Below are 17,506 nucleotides of genomic sequence, written 5' to 3'. Positions count from 1 at the left end.
CGCCTGACAGAAGCGGGCGCAATCAAAAAAAGACCGCGTGGCCATGCCACGCGCACCGCTTGCCTGACGCGAGAGAAATCATGACATCAGCGGCATCGCTCGGTGTGACCCTGTTGGCCGAGGGTTCCATCGATTTCAACGTCTCCGGGGTGATCGACCAGTTCTGGCGATTGACCGTCGACGGACTCACCTACGGATCGATCTACGCGTTGGTCGCCGTCGGCTACACCCTGGTCTACGGCGTGTTGCGACTGATCAACTTCGCGCATTCCGAGATCTTCATGCTCGGCATGTTCGGTACCTACGTGGGGCTGGAGCTGCTCGGCTTCGCCCCCAGCGGCAACGCGTACTCCCAGGGCGTCGTCCTGACGGTGACCTATCTCGGCTTGGCGATGCTGTTCGGCATGCTGGTCTCCGGCATCGCCGCGATCGGGCTCGAACGGGTGGCCTACCGCCCGCTGCGCAGGCGCGGAGCCAAACCGCTGGCGTTCCTGATCACCGCGATCGGCATGTCGTTCGTGATCCAGGAGTTCGTCCACTACATCCTGCCCAAGATCAAGCCGGGTCTCGGTGGCTCCAACGCCCAGACCGGTATCCGGCTGGTCGAGCCGAAGGTGCAGTTCACCTTCCTCGGCGCGCAGGTCACCAATGTGGCGCTGGTGATCTTCGCCGCGGCCGTCGTGCTCGCGATCGCCACCGAGATCGTCATCAACAGAACCAAGTTCGGCCGCGCCATCCGCGCGGTGGCCCAGGACCCCGACACCGCGACCCTGATGGGTGTCTCGCGTGAGCGGGTCATCGTGCTGACCTTCCTCATCGGCGGTCTGCTCGCCGGTGCGGCCGCGATGCTCTACACGCTCTACATTCCCACCGGCATCATCTTCTCCGGCGGTTTCATCCTCGGGATCAAGGCGTTCAGCGCCGCGGTGCTCGGTGGTATCGGCAACCTGCGCGGCGCGCTGCTCGGTGGCATGCTCCTCGGCGTCGCCGAGCAATACGGGCAGATCCTGTTCGGCAACGAATGGCGTGACGTTGTCGCGTTCGTTCTGCTGGTGACCGTGCTGATGTTCCGGCCGACCGGCATCCTCGGCGAGAGCCTGGGGAGGGCGCGCGCATGACCGACCTGACGAAAACCCCTGCGACGGAACAGGATCGGCGTGGCATCGGCGACGCGATCCGCACCTGGTGGGACGGCTTGCCGCGGGCGGGCCAATGGGCCGTCGGCGTGCCGATCATCATCGCGCTGGCGCTCCTGCCGCTGTTCCCGCCCCCGCTGATCGACACCCCCGGCGTGAGTTTCGGCGGTGTGATGGCGCAGTTCGCGATGTACGCGCTGATCGCCATCGGCCTGAACGTGGTGGTCGGCCAGGCCGGTCTGCTCGACCTCGGCTATGTCGGCTTCTACGCCGTCGGCGCCTACACCGTCGGCCTGCTGACCAGCCCGAACAGCCCGTGGAACCAAACCGACGGCGGCTGGCTCGAACCCGGCTGGGCGTGGCTGGCCTGCCTGCCGATCGCGGTCGCGCTGACCGCGCTCGCGGGTCTGATCCTCGGCTCACCGACGCTGCGGTTGCGCGGCGACTACCTGGCGATCGTGACGCTGGGCTTCGGTGAGATCGTGCGCCTGATGGCCGACAACCTGACCGAGCTGACCAACGGCAGCCTCGGGCTGTCCAAGATCGCGTACCCGCAGGTCGGTGAATCCGAGGCGCATCCCGGTGGCTACTTCTCCCCGGGCAACCTCGGCGACACCGAGAGCATGAACCCGCTGGAGCGCGCGAGCAGCGGCACCTGGTGGTTCTGGCTGGGCATGGCACTGGTCATCGTGGTGCTGCTGATCATCGGCAACCTCGAGCGCAGCCGGGTCGGCCGCTCCTGGGTCGCGATCCGCGAGGACGAGGACGCCGCCGAGATCATGGGCGTGCCGACCTTCAAGTTCAAGCTGTGGGCCTTCGTGATCGGCGCGTCCGTCGGTGGTCTGTCGGGTGCCATGTACGCCGGTCAGGTCACCTACGTGAACCCGAAACAGTTCGACATCATCTTGTCGATGCTGTTCCTGTGCGCGGTCGTGCTCGGTGGCTCGGGCAACAAGCTCGGCGTGATCGTCGGCGCCTTCCTCATCGCGTATCTGCCGATGCGGTTGCAGTCGGTGCAGCTGGTGTCGAGCGAGTCGATGGGCTATCTGCTGCTCGCGCTCGATGTCGCGTTGCTGGTCGGCCTGTGGCTGTTGTGGCGGTGGCGCCGTGACGCGCTCGGCGTGTGGGCCAGGCGCGGGGTGATCACCGTGTCGATCTTCGCGGTGGTCTTCGGCCTGCTGCTGCTCGGCAGCGTGCTGCTGTTCCGCAAGGGCGGCGCGCAGACGCTCGGTGACCTGAAGTACTTCTACTTCGGCATCGCGCTGGTGGTGATGATGATTCTGCGGCCACAGGGTCTGTTCCCGGTGCGGCAGAAGCTGCTCACCTACGGCAGACAGGTGTACCAGGCGGTCGTGCGCAAGCCGGCGGCCGAACCGATCGGAGCAGGGCGATGACGGGGCCGGGCGCAGGGGACGCGCTGTACGACAACGAGGACATGTCGGCCGGGTACAAGCCCGCGCCGGAGGTCGAACCGGCGGGCGAGGTCGACGTCACCGCGGTGCTGCCCGAACTCGGCGACGCGGAGACGGTCGCTGAGGTCGTCGCGCCGCATCGCGCGATCGACACCGAGGTGGGCGAGGCGCTGCTGCGCACCGACGGCCTGACGGTGAAGTTCGGCGGTCTGACCGCGCTGGACGGGGTCAGCTTCGAGATCCGCCGCGGCGAGATCCTCGGCCTGATCGGCCCCAACGGCGCGGGCAAGACCACCTGCTTCAACGCGATCACCGGTGTCTACAAGCCCGCCGCGGGCAGTGTGCACTTCGACGGGCGGCCGCTGGCCAAGACCAAACGCAACGAGATCACCCGGATGGGCATCGCGCGCACGTTCCAGAACGTGCGGCTGTTCGGGGAGATGACGGCGCTGGAGAACGTGGTCGTCGGCACCGACGCCCGCCACACCACCTCGGTACCCGGCGCGGTGTTCCGCACCCCGAAGCACCGGCGCGAGGAACGCGACGCCATCGAACGCGGCATGGCGCTGCTCGAGTTCGTCGGCATCGCGCCGCGCGCGGTCGAGAAGGCCCGCAACCTCTCCTACGGTGACCAGCGCAGGCTCGAGATCGCGCGAGCGCTGGCGACCGAGCCGAAGCTGCTGTGCCTGGACGAACCGGCCGCCGGGTTCAACCCGAGCGAGAAGTCGGCGCTGATGGATCTGATCCGCAAGATCCGCGACGACGGCTACACCGTGCTGCTCATCGAGCACGACATGCGCCTGGTGATGGGCGTGACCGACCGGATCGTGGTGCTCGAGTTCGGGCGCAAGATCGCCGACGGCCTGCCCGCCCAGGTACGCGAGAACCCGGCGGTCATCGCGGCCTATCTCGGTGTGCCCGACGCGGACACGGTCGACGAGGTGCGGGAGGGGGCCGGTGCCGCCGCGGCGGCCGAGGTGGCGCCCACCCAGGCCCCCGCCGTCGTGGTGGAAGCGGCGCAGGAAGAACCCGTCGTCGAGCAGAAGGTGCCCCTGCTCGAGGTGCGCGACATGGTCGTGAACTACGGCAGAATCGAAGCGCTGCACGGGATCTCGCTGTCGGTCGACCAGGGCGAGCTGATCACCCTGCTCGGCGCCAACGGCGCGGGCAAGACGACCGCCATGCGCGCGCTGTCGGGTCTGCTGCCGCTCACCTCGGGCAAGATCCTGTTCGAGGGCAAGGACATCACCTCGATGAAGGCGCACGACCGGGTGGTGCACGGCCTGATCCAGGCGCCGGAAGGTCGTGGCGTGTTCCCCGGCATGACCGTGGCCGAGAACCTCGACATGGGTTGCTACGGCAGGCCGTTCGCGCAGAAGGCCGAGTACCAGCAGACGCTGGACTGGATCTTCGAACTGTTCCCGCGCCTGGCCGAACGCCGCAAGCAGGTCGGCGGCACGCTCTCCGGCGGCGAACAGCAGATGCTGGCCATCGGCCGTGCCCTGATGGCCCGCCCGAAGCTGCTGCTGCTCGACGAGCCGTCGATGGGTCTGGCGCCCATGGTGATCCAGCAGATCTTCAAGATCATCAGCGAGATCAACCGCCAGGGCACCACCGTCCTGCTCGTCGAGCAGAACGCCCAGCAGGCGCTGACCCGCAGCGACCGCGCCTACATCCTGGAAACCGGCGAGGTCACCAAGACCGGGGCGGGCTCCGCCCTGCTCACCGACCCGGCCGTCATGTCCGCCTACCTCGGCCACTGAGTCGTCGGAGCGCTGGCGCGCTCGAGGTCGCGGCCCCTCCTGTCCCGCCGATCAGGCACCGTTGCTTGCTCCTTCGTCGCCTACGCAACGGCACCTGATCGGCGGGACGGCCGCGACGGCCGACTGCGTCGGCCTGCCCTCCTCGTGGTCGGGCGTGCGGGGCGGGGTATGCGGGTGCCCGTCGGTGCAGAATCGGCGCGGCGGGGTTCGGGGGTGTCGGTGGTGGTCCCTACACTCATCCGGGTGAGTTCACCGACGACTGCGCAGGCATCGACAACGACCACCGATTCGGGCGGTGAGCGGCCGACGCTGCTGCTCCTGGACGGGCACTCGCTGGCCTATCGCGCGTTCTTCGCGCTACCGGCGGAGAACTTCAAGACCGTCACCGGGCAGACCACCAACGCGGTCTACGGATTCACCTCGATGCTCATCAATCTGCTGCGCGACGAGAAGCCGAGCCATGTGGCCGCGGCGTTCGACGTGTCCCGCAAGACCTTCCGCACCGAGGCCTACCCGGAGTACAAGGCCAACCGCAGCGCGACGCCCGACGAGTTCCGCGGCCAGGTCGAACTCACCAAGGATGTGCTCGGCGCCCTCGGCATTCCCGTGATGGCGATCGACGGCTACGAGGCCGACGACGTGCTCGCCACGCTCACCACCCAGGCCGTCGCCCAGGGGTACCGGGTCTTCATCGTCACCGGTGACCGCGACGCCATCCAGCTGGTCAACGACGACGTCACCGTCCTCTACCCGCGCAAGGGCGTCTCCGATCTCACCCGCTTCACCCCGGCCGAGGTGGAGACCAAGTACGGCCTCACCCCCGCCCAGTACCCGGACTACGCCGCCCTGCGTGGCGACCCGAGTGACAACCTGCCCGGCATCCCCGGCGTTGGCGAGAAGACCGCGGCCAAGTGGATCCGCGAATACGGTGACCTGGCCACCCTCGTCGACAAGGTCGACCAGGTGAAGGGCAAGGTCGGCGACGCGCTGCGCGCCAACCTGTCCAGCGTCGTGCTCAACCGCCAGCTCACCGAGATGGTGCGCGAGGTGCCGCTGCCCTACACCCCCGACCAGCTCGCGCAGGCGCCGTGGGACCGGGAGAAGATCCACCAGCTCTTCGACGACCTGGAATTCCGGGTGCTGCGCGACCGGCTCTTCGAGACCCTCGGCTCCGCCGAGCCCGAGGCCGAATCGGGCTTCGAGATCAGCGGTGGCGCCCTCGATCAGGGCGCGGTGGCCGACTGGCTGGCCGAGCACGCGCAAGCCGGTGTGCGCCAAGGCTTGTCGGTGGTCGGCAGCGGCACCCCGGTGCACGGCGACGCCCGTGCGATCGCCATCGCCGCCGGTGACGGGGAGGGCGGCTACATCGATCTCACCGTGCTCACCCCCGAGGACGAGGCGGCGCTGGGCGCCTGGCTGGCCGACCCTGCCGTGCCCAAGGCACTGCACGAGGCCAAGGCCGCCGGGCACGCGCTGCGTGGTCGCGGCTTCACCCTGGCCGGTCTCACCACCGATACCGCGCTGGCGGCCTACCTGGTCCGGCCCGGCCAGCGCAGCTTCAACCTCGACGATCTATCCCTGCGCTACCTCAAGCGCGAACTGCGCGTGGAGACCGGCGACACGGGTCAGCTCTCGCTGCTCGACGACGAGGACACCGTCGCCGCCGAGACAGCGCGCCAGGAGATGCTGCGCGCCCGCGCGGTCGCCGACCTCGCCGACGCGCTCGACACCGAGCTGGCCGCGATCGAGTCGACCGCCCTGCTCGACGAGATGGAGCTGCCGCTGCTCGGCGTGCTCGGACAGCTCGAAGAGGCCGGCATCGCCGTCGACGTGGCCCAGCTCGAGTCGCTGCAGCGCCAGTTCGCCGACCGGGTGGCCGAGGCGGCGAACTCGGCGTACGAGGTGATCGGCAAGCAGATCAACCTCGGCTCGCCCAAGCAGCTGCAGGTGGTGCTGTTCGACGAGCTCGACATGCCCAAGACCAAGCGCACCAAGACCGGCTACACCACCGACGCCGACGCGCTGGAATCGCTGTTCGAGAAGACCGGCCACGCCTTCCTCGAGCACCTGCTCGCGCACCGCGACGCGACCAGGCTCAAGGTGACCGTCGACGGCTTGCTCAAGTCGGTCGCCGACGACGGCCGCGTGCACACCACCTTCAACCAGACCATCGCCGCCACCGGCAGGCTCTCCTCGACCGAGCCGAACCTGCAGAACATCCCGATCCGCACCGACACCGGCCGCCAGATCCGCGACACCTTCGTCGTCGGCCCCGGCTACACCGAGCTGATGACGGCCGATTACAGCCAGATCGAGATGCGGATCATGGCGCACCTGTCCGGCGACGAGGGTCTGATCGAGGCGTTCAACTCCGGCGAGGACCTGCACACCTTCGTCGCGTCCAAGGCCTTCGACATCCCGCTGTCGGAGGTGAACCCGGAGATGCGCCGCCGGATCAAGGCGATGTCCTACGGTCTGGCCTACGGACTGAGCTCCTACGGCCTCTCGGCGCAGCTGAAGATCAGCACCGCCGAGGCCAAGGAGCAGATGGACGTCTACTTCGACCGCTTCGGTGGCATCCGCGACTACCTGGCCGAGGTCGTCGAGCAGGCCCGCAAGGTCGGCTACACCCAAACCCTGTTCGGCCGCCGCCGCTACCTGCCCGACCTGGATTCCAGCAACCGCCAGCGCCGCGAGGCCGCCGAGCGGATGGCCCTCAACGCCCCCATCCAGGGCACCGCCGCCGACATCATCAAGGTCGCCATGATCAATGTGCGCAACGCCATGCGTGAGGCCGGCCTGCGCTCGCGCATGCTCCTGCAGATCCACGACGAACTCGTCTTCGAGGTCGCCGACGGCGAACGCGAGGCCCTGGAATCCCTTGCCCGCGAACAGATGTCCTCGGCCATCGAACTCTCGGTACCGCTGACCGTCTCGGTCGGCACGGGCCGCAGCTGGGACGCGGCCGCGCACTGACGTGGCCTACTCGCCACTGGGGGCACCGACCGCTCAGGATCGGTGCCCGCAGTGGCCGAATGTCGTCTCGTCGGGGCGGGTAGCCCAGTCGGCGCGAAGCCTGGCGCCTTTGTCCAAGACGCGGGGGTCGCGCGGTCGTAGTGTGGGGTCGTCGACCGAAGGAGTTGAGCATCATGACCGGATTCGTCGCGACCGTGCAGACCGAGATCAGCGCCTCTCCGCGGCGGGTATGGGACGTGCTGACCGACCCGGAGCAGATCCGCCGGTTCATGTTCGGTGCCGAGGTGCGCACCGATTGGCAGCCGGGTAGCCCGATCGTGTGGCAGGGCGAGTACGAGGGCAAGTCCTACGAGGATCGCGGCGAGATTCTCGCGGTCGAGCCGGGCCGGTTGCTGAAGCTCACCCACTACAGCCCGCTGAGCGGCCAGGACGACCTGCCCGAGAACTATCACACGCTCACCTACGAACTCACCGGGGACGACACCACCACGCGGTTGACGTTGAGTCAGGACAACAACGCCACCGAGGCGGAGGCCGAGCACGCGCGCGGGATGTGGACCAGCCACGTCGAGGGGATCAAGGCCGCCGCCGAGCGCGCCTGATTCCGGCGGGGCGAAACGCCTCGGCGCCGGGCAGCGGCAGCGGCCGAATGTGGCAGCATCGGACATATGTCCGCTGATGTCATCGCGACCCCGCTGCCCGCCTGCCCCGATATCGACCAGGCCTTCGCGGTGTCGTGGCCGGTGCGCCTCGGGGACACCGACGGCCACGACCGGCTGCGGCTGGACGCGGTGGCGCGGTATCTGCAGGACATCGGGTTCGATCATCTCGACGCGGTCGAGGACGGCGACGCGCACCAGGCGTGGATCGTGCGGCGCACCGTCATCGACGTCTACGAGCCGATCGTCTTCGGCGACCGGGTGCACCTACGCCGCTGGGCCGACGCGCTGTCGAATCGATGGTGCGACATGCGAATTCAGCTCACAGGGGAGCGGGGCGGGCACATCGAGGCGGCCGCGTTCCTGATCCACATCGACCCGGTGGCGGGCCGCCCGGCGCGGATGAGCGACGCGTTCATGGCGCCGATGCTGGCCAGCACCACCGAGCACCGGCTGCGCTGGCGCGCCGCGCTCACCGAACTCAACGGCGTCGCCGCGGAGGCGGTGTCGTTCCCGCTGCGGGTGACCGATGTGGACCGGCTCGGCCACGTCAACAACGCCGTCTACTGGGAGGCCGTCGAGGAAGCCCTCGCCGCGCACCCCGACCACCACGAACTGCCGTACCGGGCGATCGTCGAGCATGTCGGCCCGGTGATGATGGGCGACAAGGTCGTGCTGCGCACCAGCAGGCAGCCCGGCAGCCTGCGCCTGCAGGTCGACGTCGACGGTTCGGCGCGGGCACTCGGTTCGGTCGAGCGACTCGGCGGCGACCGCTAGCGTTCGCGCGCGACCAACCTGGCCGACCCACCCGTCAGATCCACCTCATCCCGCGGCGGCGCGCCCTCCGACGGCGTCTCCCGGTGCATCAGCGTGCTCTGCCGCTGCTCGAACTCGTGCTGCTTGGACCCCTGGAACATCGCCGTGAGATGCTCGAACCCGGTCGCCGCCACCGCGGGGCCGGTGCGTTTGCGCGTCCACGGCAGCACACGCGTGCCGGTCAGCCGGTTGACCACCACCTCGAGCAGCGCGAGCAGGATCAGCAGGATCGCCAGCCCGGGGATCGTCATCGCGAAGACCGCACCCATGCGTTCACGGTACCGGCCCGGAGCGAGTGGTCGCTGAGCTGCGGTGATGGTACTCACGGGTAGACACGTCGAGGCGGTAAGTAGGTTGCGGTTTCGCGACGATCGCCCTATTCTCGAACTCGTGCCGAATCCCGCCGACCGCTTCGCCGCGCTGCTTGTCGCTGACCGCGACCGCGCGGTCGCTGCTGCGCAGACCGCGCAGGCAGCCACACGGCAGATTCTTCTCGTAGTAACCCGCCGTAGCGGGGTCTGATTCGGACCGGCCCCCTCGCTGCGGGCTGATTTTCATTGTTCTGCTGGTCCCACTGCCAACGAAGACCATCTTCGGGAAGACCTCACCTGCAATGACACTGCTGACACTGGACCGTGCCCTGTTCGACGCCGCCCCCAAGGGGCTGCGCGCCGAGACCATCGACCTGACCCCCACCCAGTTCCTCGACCGGTACGCCCGGATCGACGGACCGATCGCCCTCGGCGAATTCACTTGTTCCGGAACGGATTTCACCGCGACCCTGGAATTCGCCGACCACCTGCGCACCGTCATCGCGGCCGGTAGCCCGGTCGCCGCCATGACCTCGGCGCTCTACGACGAGGGCTACCCCCTCGAGATCCTGCAGTTCCATCAGCGCCGCACCGCCGCCGGCACCGCCACCTTCGTGCAGTGCGAGTTCAACGGCAGGCGCGGCTGGGCCGCTGCCATGGCCGGCGACGGCGCCGAATCGACCGTGCGCGCCATGATCGCCTGCGTCAACCTGCTCGCCGGCTGACAACGAAATCACAAAGGGCCCGTTCACCTCGCCAAAGGTGAACGGGCCCTTGACGTTTCGTCGCGCCTATTCGGCGGCGGGGGCCTGCTCGGCGATCTGCTTGCGGACCTCGTCCATGTCGAGGCCCTTGACCTGGGTCACCAGGTCTTCGAGCGCGGCAGGCGGCAGCGCGCCCGGCTGGGCGAACACGAGCACGCCCTCGCGGAAGGCCATGATGGTGGGGATGGACTGGATGTTCGCCGCGGCGGCGAGTCCCTGCTCGGCTTCGGTGTCGACCTTGCCGTACACCACATCGGTGTGCTTGTCGGAGGAGGCCTCGTAGGTGGGTGCGAAGCTGCGGCACGGACCGCACCAGGAAGCCCAGAAATCGACGAGGACCACGTCGTTTTCGGTGATGACTTCGTCGAAGTTCTGCTGGGTCAGCGTCTGGGTGGCCATGACGTCCCTTCCTTGTCGGTGTCCCCGGCTGTAACGCCGTGGCGTCCTTCTATCTTCCCCCGATCAGAATGCGTTCCTGCCGCGCCTCCCCGTCCCAGCGGCGAATGCCCACTACAACGGCCGGAAAGTCCTTCTCGGCGGCCACCGCATCGACCGCGGCGCCGAGCTGGTCCGGCGGGACCCGGCGGGCCAGCGTCACGTGCGGTGTCCACGCGTCGGGCCGCATGGTCGCGGGGACACCGGGGCAGGGTTCGACCAGGTGGTAGACGCGCCGGTGCAGGGCGAGCAGGTCCTCGGTGACCACGACCGGGCGCACCAGGATCGGCCTGCGCGCCCCGAAGACCAGCAGCCCGCCCAGCCGGATCGGCAGCGGATGGAACTCGATCCCGGCCAGCGCGCGGTCGATCCGCGGCCAGATCTCGCGCGCCACCGCCACCGTCACGTGCGGCCGATGGGTGGCGCCACGGGGGCTGGCGATGCCTGCTCGCGCCAGCACCTCCCACTGTCTGCGGACCTCGTCCGCTCCGTCGTCGTCCAGGAGCAACTCCACCGACTGCACCATGATCTGCAGAAAGTAGTCGCTGTGGCGTGTCCCCGTGGTCAGGTCGGGCCCGACAGGCGCGAGGATGGGGGCGTGAACGGTACGAAGAATCTGCGGCTCGGTGTGATCGACGGTGACGGAATCGGCCCCGAGGTGGTCGCCGCGACGCGGGCGGTCGTCGACGAGGCGATCGGCGCGGCGGGACTCTGGCCGGTGGAATGGGTGCCGCTACTGATGGGCCACGAGGCCATCGCGGCCTGCGCCGACCCGCTGCCGGAGCAGACGCTGCGCGCGCTCGAGGACCTCGATGCCTGGATCCTCGGCCCCCACGACAACGCCTCCTACCCCGCGGACATGCGGGTCGCGCCGGGTGGGGTCATCCGCAAGCGGCTCGGCCTCTACGCCAATATCCGGCCCGCGGTGGCGTTCGCCGGGGTGCGGTCGAGCGCGCCGGACATCGACCTGGTCATCGTGCGCGAGAACAGCGAAGGCTTCTACGCCGACCGCAACATGTTCGCCGGGTCGGGGGAGTTCCGGCCGACGCCCGATGTGGCGATGGCGGTGGCGGTGATCACCCGGCAGGCGTGCGAGCGGATCGCGCATCAGGCGCTGCGGCTGGCACGGGGCAGGCGCAAGCGAGTCACCGTGGTGCACAAGGCGAATGTGCTGCCGATGACGACCGGCCTGTTCCGCGACGTGTGCTACGAGGTGGCCGCGCAGTACCCGGACGTGCGGGTCGACGACGAGCACGTCGACGCGATGGCCGCGCACCTGGTCCGCGCGCCCGGCGAGTACGACGTGATCGTCACCGAGAACCTCTTCGGTGACATCCTGTCCGATCTGGCGGGCGAGCTGGCAGGCTCGCTCGGCATGGCCGCGTCGCTGAACTGTTCGGACACCAAGGCGATGGCACAGGCCGTGCACGGCGCCGCGCCCGGTCTGGCCGGACGCAATCGCGCCAATCCGGCGGCCCTGCAGCTGTCGGCGGCGATGTTGTTGCGGTGGTTGGCCGTTCGCCACGACGACCGCGGACTCGACGACGCGGCGGACCGGATCAGCCGTGCCGTCGCCGCCACTCTGGCGGCCGGAATCGCGACCGCGGATCTCGGCGGTCTGGCTTCCACCAGCGAATTCACCGAGCAGGTCAGAGCGCGCGTGCACCGTAGGTGAAGGGACCCCTTTCACATTGGCTGATTAATCTTCGGTTACTGTCGCACCACGCTGTGTCCGGTTCGCATACATTGCCAAACAGGCGCTGACACGTGGCCGGCGTCGACGTGAAATGTGGAGGCTCCTTTGTCTGTTCGAACTGTTCTCGGCCGCGGCGCCGTGCGGCTGCTCTGTACGGTCGCCGGTGGCGCCCTGGTGCTGAGCGGCTGCACCACCAACACCGAGGGTGATACCTCCACGGTGACGAAGGTGTCGGTGGAGAAGGTCGACGCGCTCGCCGCGACCGTCCCCGACAAGGTCAAGCAGGCAGGCAAGATCGTCGTCGGCGTCAATGTGCCCTACCAGCCGAACGAGTACAAGGACGCCGGCGGCAAGATCGTGGGCTTCGACGTCGACCTGCTCGACGCCGTCGCGACCACCCTCGGATTGCGGGTCGACTACGTCGAATCCAACTTCGAGAAGATCATTCCCGCGATTCAGGCGGGCACCTACGACGTGGGTATGTCCTCGATCACCGATTCGCGCGAACGCGAACAGCAGGTCGATTTCACGACCTATTTCTCCGCGGGCATCCAGTGGGCCCAGCAAACCGGTAAAGCCATCGATCCCGACAATGCGTGCGGCAAGAAAGTCGCCGTACAGGCCACTACGGTCGAGCACACCCAAGAGATTCCCGCCAAGAGCGCCAAGTGCGTCGCCGAGGGCAAGCCGGCCATCGATATGAAGGCCTTCGACGAGCAGAGCGCGGCCACCAACGCCCTGGTACTCGGTCAGGTCGACGCGATGTCGGCCGATTCGCCGGTCACCGCCTACGCCATCAAGCAGAGCGAGGGCAAGATCGAGGCCGCGGGCCCGCTGTTCGATTCCGCGCCCTACGGCTGGGCCGTGCAGAAGGGCTCGCCGCTGGCGGTGTCGCTGCAGAAGGCGCTGCAGCACCTGATCGACAACGGCAAGTACGGCGAGATCACCACCAACTGGGGCGTCCAGGAGGGTCAGATCAAGACCTCGGTGATCAACGGCGCAGTGAGCTGACGTGACCGAGAAGGACACAACGGTGGAGGTGCCCGGACCGGGCACCGAACCCGAACCGATCAAAGCGGTCCCGCTGCGCAGGCCGGGCCGCTGGATCGCGGCGGCAATCATCCTGATCCTGGTGGGATTGTTCGTCTACGGAGCCGCGACGAATCCCGCCTACCGGTGGGACACCTACGGCAAGTACCTGTTCGACACCCGGATCATCGCGGGCGCGATCGTCACCCTGGAACTCACCGTGCTCGCGATGGCGATCGCGGTGGGCCTGGGCGCGGTGCTCGCGGTGATGCGCCTGTCCCCGAACCCGGTGCTGCGCACCACCGCGTGGGTGTACCTGTGGATCTTCCGCGGCACCCCGGTGTTCGTGCAGTTGGTGTTCTGGGGCCTGGTGCCCTCGCTGTACAAGCAGATTCACCTCGGGGTGCCGTTCGGGCCGCAGTTCTTCGAGTTCGACGTGCAGAACCTGCAGGCGGCGTTCCTGTTCGCGGTGCTCGGTCTCGGCCTCAACGAGGCCGCCTACATGGCCGAGATCGTGCGCGCCGGCATCAACTCCGTCGGTGAGGGGCAGCGCGAAGCCTCGGTGGCGCTGGGCATGTCGTGGACGCAGACCATGCGCCGCACCGTGCTGCCGCAGGCCATGCGGGTGATCATCCCGCCCACCGGCAACGAGCTGATCGGCATGCTCAAGACGACCTCGCTGGTCACCGCGATCCCGCTGAGCACCGACCTGTTCGGCCGCGCGCGCGACATCTACGGCGTGAACTTCCAGCCGATCCCGCTGCTGCTCGTCTGTGCCACCTGGTACCTGGCGATCACCAGCGTGCTCATGGTCGGGCAGTACTACTTGGAGCGCTACTACTCGCGCGGTGCCACCCGGCAGCTGACGGCCAAGCAGCTCGAGGAACTGGCCACGGCGCAGGCGGCGGTGAAGGCGAAATGACCGAACCACAAGTGGCCGCACCGCCGATGGTGCTGGCCGATCGGGTGTGCAAGAACTTCGGCGCGTTGCAGGTGCTCAAGGGCATCTCGCTCGAGGTGCAGCGAGGCAAGGTGCTGACCCTGGTCGGGCCGTCCGGCTCGGGCAAGTCGACGTTCCTGCGCTGCATCAACCACCTCGAGCAGGTCAACGCGGGCCGGTTGTACGTCGACGGCGAGCTCGTCGGCTACCGGGAGAAGAACGGCAAGCTCTACGAGATGCATCCGCGCGATGCCGCGATCCAGCGTCGCGACATCGGCATGGTGTTCCAGCATTTCAACCTGTTCCCGCACCGCACCGCCCTGGAGAACGTGATCGAGGCGCCCACCCAGGTGCGTGGCATCCGCAAGACCGAGGCGATCGCGCGGGCCGAGGAACTGCTGGAACGGGTCGGGCTCTCGGCCAAGCGCAACGCCTACCCGGCGCAGCTCTCGGGCGGTCAGCAGCAGCGCGTGGCCATCGCACGCGCGCTGGCGATGGATCCCAAGCTGATGCTGTTCGACGAGCCGACCTCGGCGCTGGACCCCGAGCTGGTCGGTGAGGTGCTCACCGTCATGCGCGAGCTCGCCGATTCGGGCATGACGATGGTGGTGGTGACCCACGAGATGGGCTTCGCCCGCGAGGTCGCCGACGAACTGGTGTTCATGGACGGCGGTGTGGTCGTGGAATCGGGTCCGCCGCGTGAGCTGCTGGCGAACCCGCAGCACGAGCGCACCAAGACGTTCCTCTCGCGTCTGCTTTGAAAGCTCGGACGGACGACGGCCCCGCGAGATTCCGCGGGGCCGTTGCTCATTCCTGGGGGTTGTTCAGCATTTCCAGCGAGACCTGGGCTTGGGCGATGCGGCGGATGGTGGACAGGGCGGTGTCGCCGAGGACGGTCAGCACCACGACCGCGTCGATGATGTCGTCGCGTCCGCCCGCGGCCAGCGCGGTCGTCACGTCGTTCTCCGCGATCACCCGCGCGCCGTCGAAATAGCTGGGCAGGGCTGTTTCGCCCCAGTCCGCGTAGCCCAGCTGCGCGATTCGCACGAGCACCGAGGTGAGCGTGTCGATCGCCTCGGGGCAGGGTTTCATGTCCCAGCCGCGCCGATCCATCTCCGCGCGCACGGTCGCCGACGCGCGTTCCCACTCCGCGTCGGCCGCGGGCGGTACCGGGGCGGAGATGCTGTCCTGGACCACGCCGAGCAGGCTGAACAGCGGCAGATCGGGGGAGTCGACGGCGGCGAGGACCTCGCCGACGGTGGCCACGGGCAGCCCGCCCACCTCGATCAGCGCGCGCACCAGCCGCAACCTGCGCAGATGGTCCTCGCCGTAGCTGGCCTGGTTCGGGCTGGTGCGTTCGCCCGGGGGTAGCAGGCCCTCACGCAGGTAGTACTTGATCGTCGCCACCGCGATTCCACTGCGCTCGCTCAACTCCGAGACCCGCACAGTTCACCTCCGTTTTCCGCGCTCCCCCTTGCTCGCCTTCGCTGTAACGGATAGTCTAGCTATCCATAACGGATAGTGCAGCTATCTATCTTGGGAGATTCGCCATGACTGCCCTCACAACCCTCGATCCACTACCGCGGCGGCAGGCCCGTCTGCATCGCCCACTGCTCTGGTTCGCCGCGGCCAACGCCGTGCTCGCCGTCGTCGCCGTGGTCGGGATGCTGGTCGACGACCGGGTCATCACGGGGTCGACCGCCTGGTTCAAGCCGACCAAGTTCGCGGTGTCGTTCCTGCTCTACAGCGTCGCGCTGGCGTGGCTGATCTCGTTGCGGCCCAAGGCATCCCGGCTCAACTGGTGGATGGCGACGGTGATCGTCGTCGCGGGCACGATCGAACAGCTGATCATCGTGGGCCAGGTGGTGCGCGGCACCCGCAGCCACTACAACATGACGACGAGCTTCGACGCCGTCCTGTGGATCATCATGGGCAGCACCATCATCGTGCTCTTTCTCGCGACCATGGTCGTCGCCGCGCAACTCTCGCTGACCAGAATCGGGGACGCCGCGACCACCTGGTCGATCCGGCTCGGCCTCGCGATCACGCTGGTCGGCCTGGCGCTGGGCAATCTGATGCCGAACCGCGAATCCGGGGTGGCCGACATCGCGGGCGCGCACACCGTCGGCGCGCCCGACGGCACACCGGGCATGCCGGTGACCGGGTGGAGCACTACCGCGGGTGACCTGCGGATCCCGCATTTCTTCGGCATGCACGCGTTGCAGGCGCTGCCGCTGTTCGCCGCGCTGCTGGTCATCCTCGCACCACGGATTCCGTTGCTGCGGGTACTGCGCGTGCGGGTCGGCCTGGTCGTCACCATGGCCGCCGGCTACGCGGCGGTGCTCGCGCTGGTCACCTGGCAGGCCTTGCGCGGGCAGCCGCTCATCCACCCCGACCAGGCCACCCTGACCGTGGCCGCCGCGATTCTCACCGGCGTCGTCGCCGGCGCCCTGATCTCGGTCGCGAGCGCGATCGGCACCCGAAAGGTAGTCACCGCATGAGCACGCTGTTCGACCTGTCCTTCTTCGTCACCGTCCCGTTCTGGGCGCTGATGATCCTGGCCCCCACCCGGCGCTGGACCCGCACGATCATCGGCTCACCGTGGATCACCCTGGTGCCCTTGGTGATCTGGGCGATCGTCGCCGTCCCGGTCCTCGGCGCGATGTGGTCCCTGGTGACCTCCCCGTCGCTGCCCGCGATCACCGACGCCGTCGCCGACCCGGCCGTACTGACAGCACTCTGGGCCCAGATCATCGCCTGGGACCTGTTCCTCGGCCGCTGGATCTACCTCGACAGCCGCGACCGAGACATCCATCCGCTGCTGATGGCGCCGCTCCTGGTCGGCACGATCCTGTTGTCGCCCATCGCCTTTCCGATCTATCTGGTGATGCGCGAGGTGGCAGGCCGTGGTGCGGAGCGGACGACATCGACCGCCGTTGTCGCTACGCCCGCCGGGTGAGGACGACGCGGTCGGCGAGGCGCTCCGGTTCGCCCGGTGGGGTGAAGAAGAGCTCCATGACCGTCCGGTTCGGCGATTCGAGGCGGATCAGTGTCCGCATCGGGATGGTCTTGCCGGCATTGGCCGGTCCGGTGATGCCCGGGTCGGTGAACTCGCCCGGCAGCGAGAGGTCGGGGTTGCTCGCGGTGCCCTTCGCGCCGCGATAGGCCATTGTCAGTGGCGTGACGCTGTCGAAGGTCGACCATTCGTAGCGGTCGTCGACGGGGGAGTAGCCGAGCAGACCGAGCCGGTAGTACGGGCGATCGCCGATGACGCCGGTGACCTCCTCGCGCAGGAAGTTGCCCCCGGTCTCGCCGATCCAGCTCCACCGCGAGACGGCATCGCGGGTGATCAGGGGGGCATCGGGGGTGCCCCCCGCCACGAAGGTGGACTTCTCGGCGGTCCATTCGCCGACCAGCTGGTTCAGGCGGGCATGCCCCGCGTCCTGCGCCGCGTGCTGCGTCGTCGTCGCAGTGGCGGCGACGTCGGTGTCCTCGGCGGCACACGAGGTGACCGACAGGGCGGCGGCGAGAACGATCGGAGCGAACGTGCGAAACAGTGCGGTGCGCAA

18 protein-coding genes and 1 pseudogene are annotated in these 17,506 nt (G+C 68.3%); 14 read left to right on the top strand and 5 right to left on the bottom strand.

All coding sequences use genetic code 11. The annotated features are described in order from the left end of the window. Positions 1–80 precede the first annotated feature (80 nt). The 7 genes and pseudogenes from ACWF82_RS13540 (at position 81) to ACWF82_RS13510 (ending at position 8,723) form a co-directional block, all read left to right on the top strand. A complete protein-coding gene (locus tag ACWF82_RS13540) occupies positions 81–1,118 on the top strand; it encodes a branched-chain amino acid ABC transporter permease (RefSeq protein ID WP_452501003.1) in 1,038 nt (345 codons plus the stop codon). Next, entirely contained in the window at positions 1,115–2,530 is a 1,416-nt protein-coding gene (locus tag ACWF82_RS13535) for a branched-chain amino acid ABC transporter permease (protein WP_452501001.1), read from the top strand. The genes ACWF82_RS13540 and ACWF82_RS13535 overlap by 4 nt, the downstream gene beginning before the upstream one ends. Next, a pseudogene (locus ACWF82_RS13530) lies at positions 2,527–3,480 on the top strand (ABC transporter ATP-binding protein); the annotation flags it as partial. The gene ACWF82_RS13535 and the pseudogene ACWF82_RS13530, both read left to right, overlap by 4 nt. 138 nt (positions 3,481–3,618) lie before the next feature. Continuing rightward, complete coding sequence (locus tag ACWF82_RS13525; RefSeq protein ID WP_452501145.1) at positions 3,619–4,311, top strand: ABC transporter ATP-binding protein; 693 nt, start codon at positions 3,619–3,621, stop codon at positions 4,309–4,311. A gap of 243 nt (positions 4,312–4,554) precedes the next feature. Continuing rightward, positions 4,555–7,287 carry a DNA polymerase I gene (gene polA, locus ACWF82_RS13520; RefSeq protein WP_452500999.1) on the top strand — a complete coding sequence of 911 codons (2,733 nt, stop codon included), beginning with the start codon at positions 4,555–4,557 and terminating at the stop codon, positions 7,285–7,287. 173 nt (positions 7,288–7,460) lie between these two features. Further along, the gene (locus tag ACWF82_RS13515) at positions 7,461–7,889 is read left to right on the top strand and encodes an SRPBCC domain-containing protein (protein ID WP_452500997.1); all 429 of its coding nucleotides are present in this window, start codon (positions 7,461–7,463) and stop codon (positions 7,887–7,889) included. Positions 7,890–7,955: 66 nt separating this feature from the next. Further along, on the top strand, positions 7,956–8,723 hold the full coding sequence (locus ACWF82_RS13510) for an acyl-[acyl-carrier-protein] thioesterase (RefSeq protein WP_452500995.1): 768 nt from the start codon (positions 7,956–7,958) through the stop codon (positions 8,721–8,723). Here the strand turns inward: ACWF82_RS13510 and ACWF82_RS13505 are convergent. Continuing rightward, the gene (locus ACWF82_RS13505) at positions 8,720–9,031 is read right to left on the bottom strand and encodes a DUF6191 domain-containing protein (protein ID WP_452500993.1); all 312 of its coding nucleotides are present in this window, start codon (positions 9,029–9,031) and stop codon (positions 8,720–8,722) included. The two genes, ACWF82_RS13510 and ACWF82_RS13505, sit on opposite strands and share 4 nt — an antisense overlap. Positions 9,032–9,375: 344 nt before the next feature. Here ACWF82_RS13505 and ACWF82_RS13500 point away from each other — a divergent pair, with 344 nt between their 5' ends. Next, positions 9,376–9,798: a 2-keto-3-deoxygluconate kinase gene (locus tag ACWF82_RS13500; protein ID WP_452500991.1), complete on the top strand. Its 423-nt coding sequence runs from the start codon at positions 9,376–9,378 to the stop codon at positions 9,796–9,798. Positions 9,799–9,864: 66 nt separating this feature from the next. Here the strand turns inward: ACWF82_RS13500 and trxA are convergent, their stop codons facing one another. Further along, entirely contained in the window at positions 9,865–10,236 is a 372-nt protein-coding gene (gene trxA, locus ACWF82_RS13495; RefSeq protein ID WP_452500990.1) for a thioredoxin, read from the bottom strand. Between the two features lie 49 nt (positions 10,237–10,285). Further along, entirely contained in the window at positions 10,286–10,786 is a 501-nt protein-coding gene (locus ACWF82_RS13490; RefSeq protein WP_452500988.1) for a 2'-5' RNA ligase family protein, read from the bottom strand. Positions 10,787–10,870: 84 nt separating this feature from the next. Here ACWF82_RS13490 and ACWF82_RS13485 point away from each other — a divergent pair, with 84 nt between their 5' ends. From ACWF82_RS13485 to ACWF82_RS13470, 4 genes are all read left to right on the top strand, one after another. Further along, a complete protein-coding gene (locus ACWF82_RS13485; RefSeq protein ID WP_452500986.1) occupies positions 10,871–11,947 on the top strand; it encodes an isocitrate/isopropylmalate dehydrogenase family protein in 1,077 nt (358 codons plus the stop codon). A gap of 126 nt (positions 11,948–12,073) precedes the next feature. Further along, positions 12,074–12,979: an ABC transporter substrate-binding protein gene (locus tag ACWF82_RS13480; protein WP_452500984.1), complete on the top strand. Its 906-nt coding sequence runs from the start codon at positions 12,074–12,076 to the stop codon at positions 12,977–12,979. A 1-nt stretch (position 12,980) separates the two neighbouring features. Continuing rightward, the gene (locus tag ACWF82_RS13475; RefSeq protein WP_452500982.1) at positions 12,981–13,919 is read left to right on the top strand and encodes an ABC transporter permease subunit; all 939 of its coding nucleotides are present in this window, start codon (positions 12,981–12,983) and stop codon (positions 13,917–13,919) included. 26 nt (positions 13,920–13,945) lie between these two features. Then, positions 13,946–14,698, top strand: a complete 753-nt coding sequence (locus ACWF82_RS13470; protein WP_379310013.1) for an amino acid ABC transporter ATP-binding protein — start codon at positions 13,946–13,948, stop codon at positions 14,696–14,698. Positions 14,699–14,744: 46 nt separating this feature from the next. On the opposite strand, the gene ACWF82_RS13465 is transcribed toward ACWF82_RS13470, so the two are convergent. Then, positions 14,745–15,383, bottom strand: coding sequence for a MerR family transcriptional regulator (locus ACWF82_RS13465; protein ID WP_452500980.1), 639 nt, complete (start codon positions 15,381–15,383; stop codon positions 14,745–14,747). 104 nt (positions 15,384–15,487) lie between these two features. On the opposite strand from ACWF82_RS13465, the gene ACWF82_RS13460 reads away from it, so the two are divergent. Further along, the gene (locus tag ACWF82_RS13460; protein ID WP_452500979.1) at positions 15,488–16,438 is read left to right on the top strand and encodes a hypothetical protein; all 951 of its coding nucleotides are present in this window, start codon (positions 15,488–15,490) and stop codon (positions 16,436–16,438) included. Beyond that, positions 16,435–16,896, top strand: coding sequence for an ABA4-like family protein (locus ACWF82_RS13455; protein WP_452500977.1), 462 nt, complete (start codon positions 16,435–16,437; stop codon positions 16,894–16,896). Before ACWF82_RS13460 ends, ACWF82_RS13455 begins: the two co-directional genes overlap by 4 nt. On the opposite strand, the gene ACWF82_RS13450 is transcribed toward ACWF82_RS13455, so the two are convergent. Beyond that, entirely contained in the window at positions 16,880–17,506 is a 627-nt protein-coding gene (locus tag ACWF82_RS13450) for a DUF1579 family protein (RefSeq protein WP_452500975.1), read from the bottom strand. The two genes, ACWF82_RS13455 and ACWF82_RS13450, sit on opposite strands and share 17 nt — an antisense overlap.

This window comes from Nocardia sp. NPDC055053, from assembly GCF_053608285.1.
This window is presented reverse-complemented; position numbering and strand designations above follow the sequence as displayed.

Excerpts from the sequence above, each read along its gene's own strand:
- ACWF82_RS13540 (WP_452501003.1), top strand. The coding sequence starts at position 81 with ATGACATCAGCGGCATCGCTCGGTGTGACCCTGTTGGCCGAGGGTTCC.
- ACWF82_RS13535 (WP_452501001.1), top strand. The coding sequence starts at position 1,115 with ATGACCGACCTGACGAAAACCCCTGCGACGGAACAGGATCGGCGTGGC.
- ACWF82_RS13525 (WP_452501145.1), top strand. The coding sequence starts at position 3,619 with ATGGTCGTGAACTACGGCAGAATCGAAGCGCTGCACGGGATCTCGCTG.
- ACWF82_RS13515 (WP_452500997.1), top strand. The coding sequence starts at position 7,461 with ATGACCGGATTCGTCGCGACCGTGCAGACCGAGATCAGCGCCTCTCCG.
- ACWF82_RS13510 (WP_452500995.1), top strand. The coding sequence starts at position 7,956 with ATGTCCGCTGATGTCATCGCGACCCCGCTGCCCGCCTGCCCCGATATC.
- ACWF82_RS13505 (WP_452500993.1), bottom strand. The coding sequence starts at position 9,031 with ATGGGTGCGGTCTTCGCGATGACGATCCCCGGGCTGGCGATCCTGCTG.
- ACWF82_RS13500 (WP_452500991.1), top strand. The coding sequence starts at position 9,376 with ATGACACTGCTGACACTGGACCGTGCCCTGTTCGACGCCGCCCCCAAG.
- trxA (WP_452500990.1), bottom strand. The coding sequence starts at position 10,236 with ATGGCCACCCAGACGCTGACCCAGCAGAACTTCGACGAAGTCATCACC.
- ACWF82_RS13470 (WP_379310013.1), top strand. The coding sequence starts at position 13,946 with ATGGTGCTGGCCGATCGGGTGTGCAAGAACTTCGGCGCGTTGCAGGTG.
- ACWF82_RS13460 (WP_452500979.1), top strand. The coding sequence starts at position 15,488 with ATGACTGCCCTCACAACCCTCGATCCACTACCGCGGCGGCAGGCCCGT.
- ACWF82_RS13455 (WP_452500977.1), top strand. The coding sequence starts at position 16,435 with ATGAGCACGCTGTTCGACCTGTCCTTCTTCGTCACCGTCCCGTTCTGG.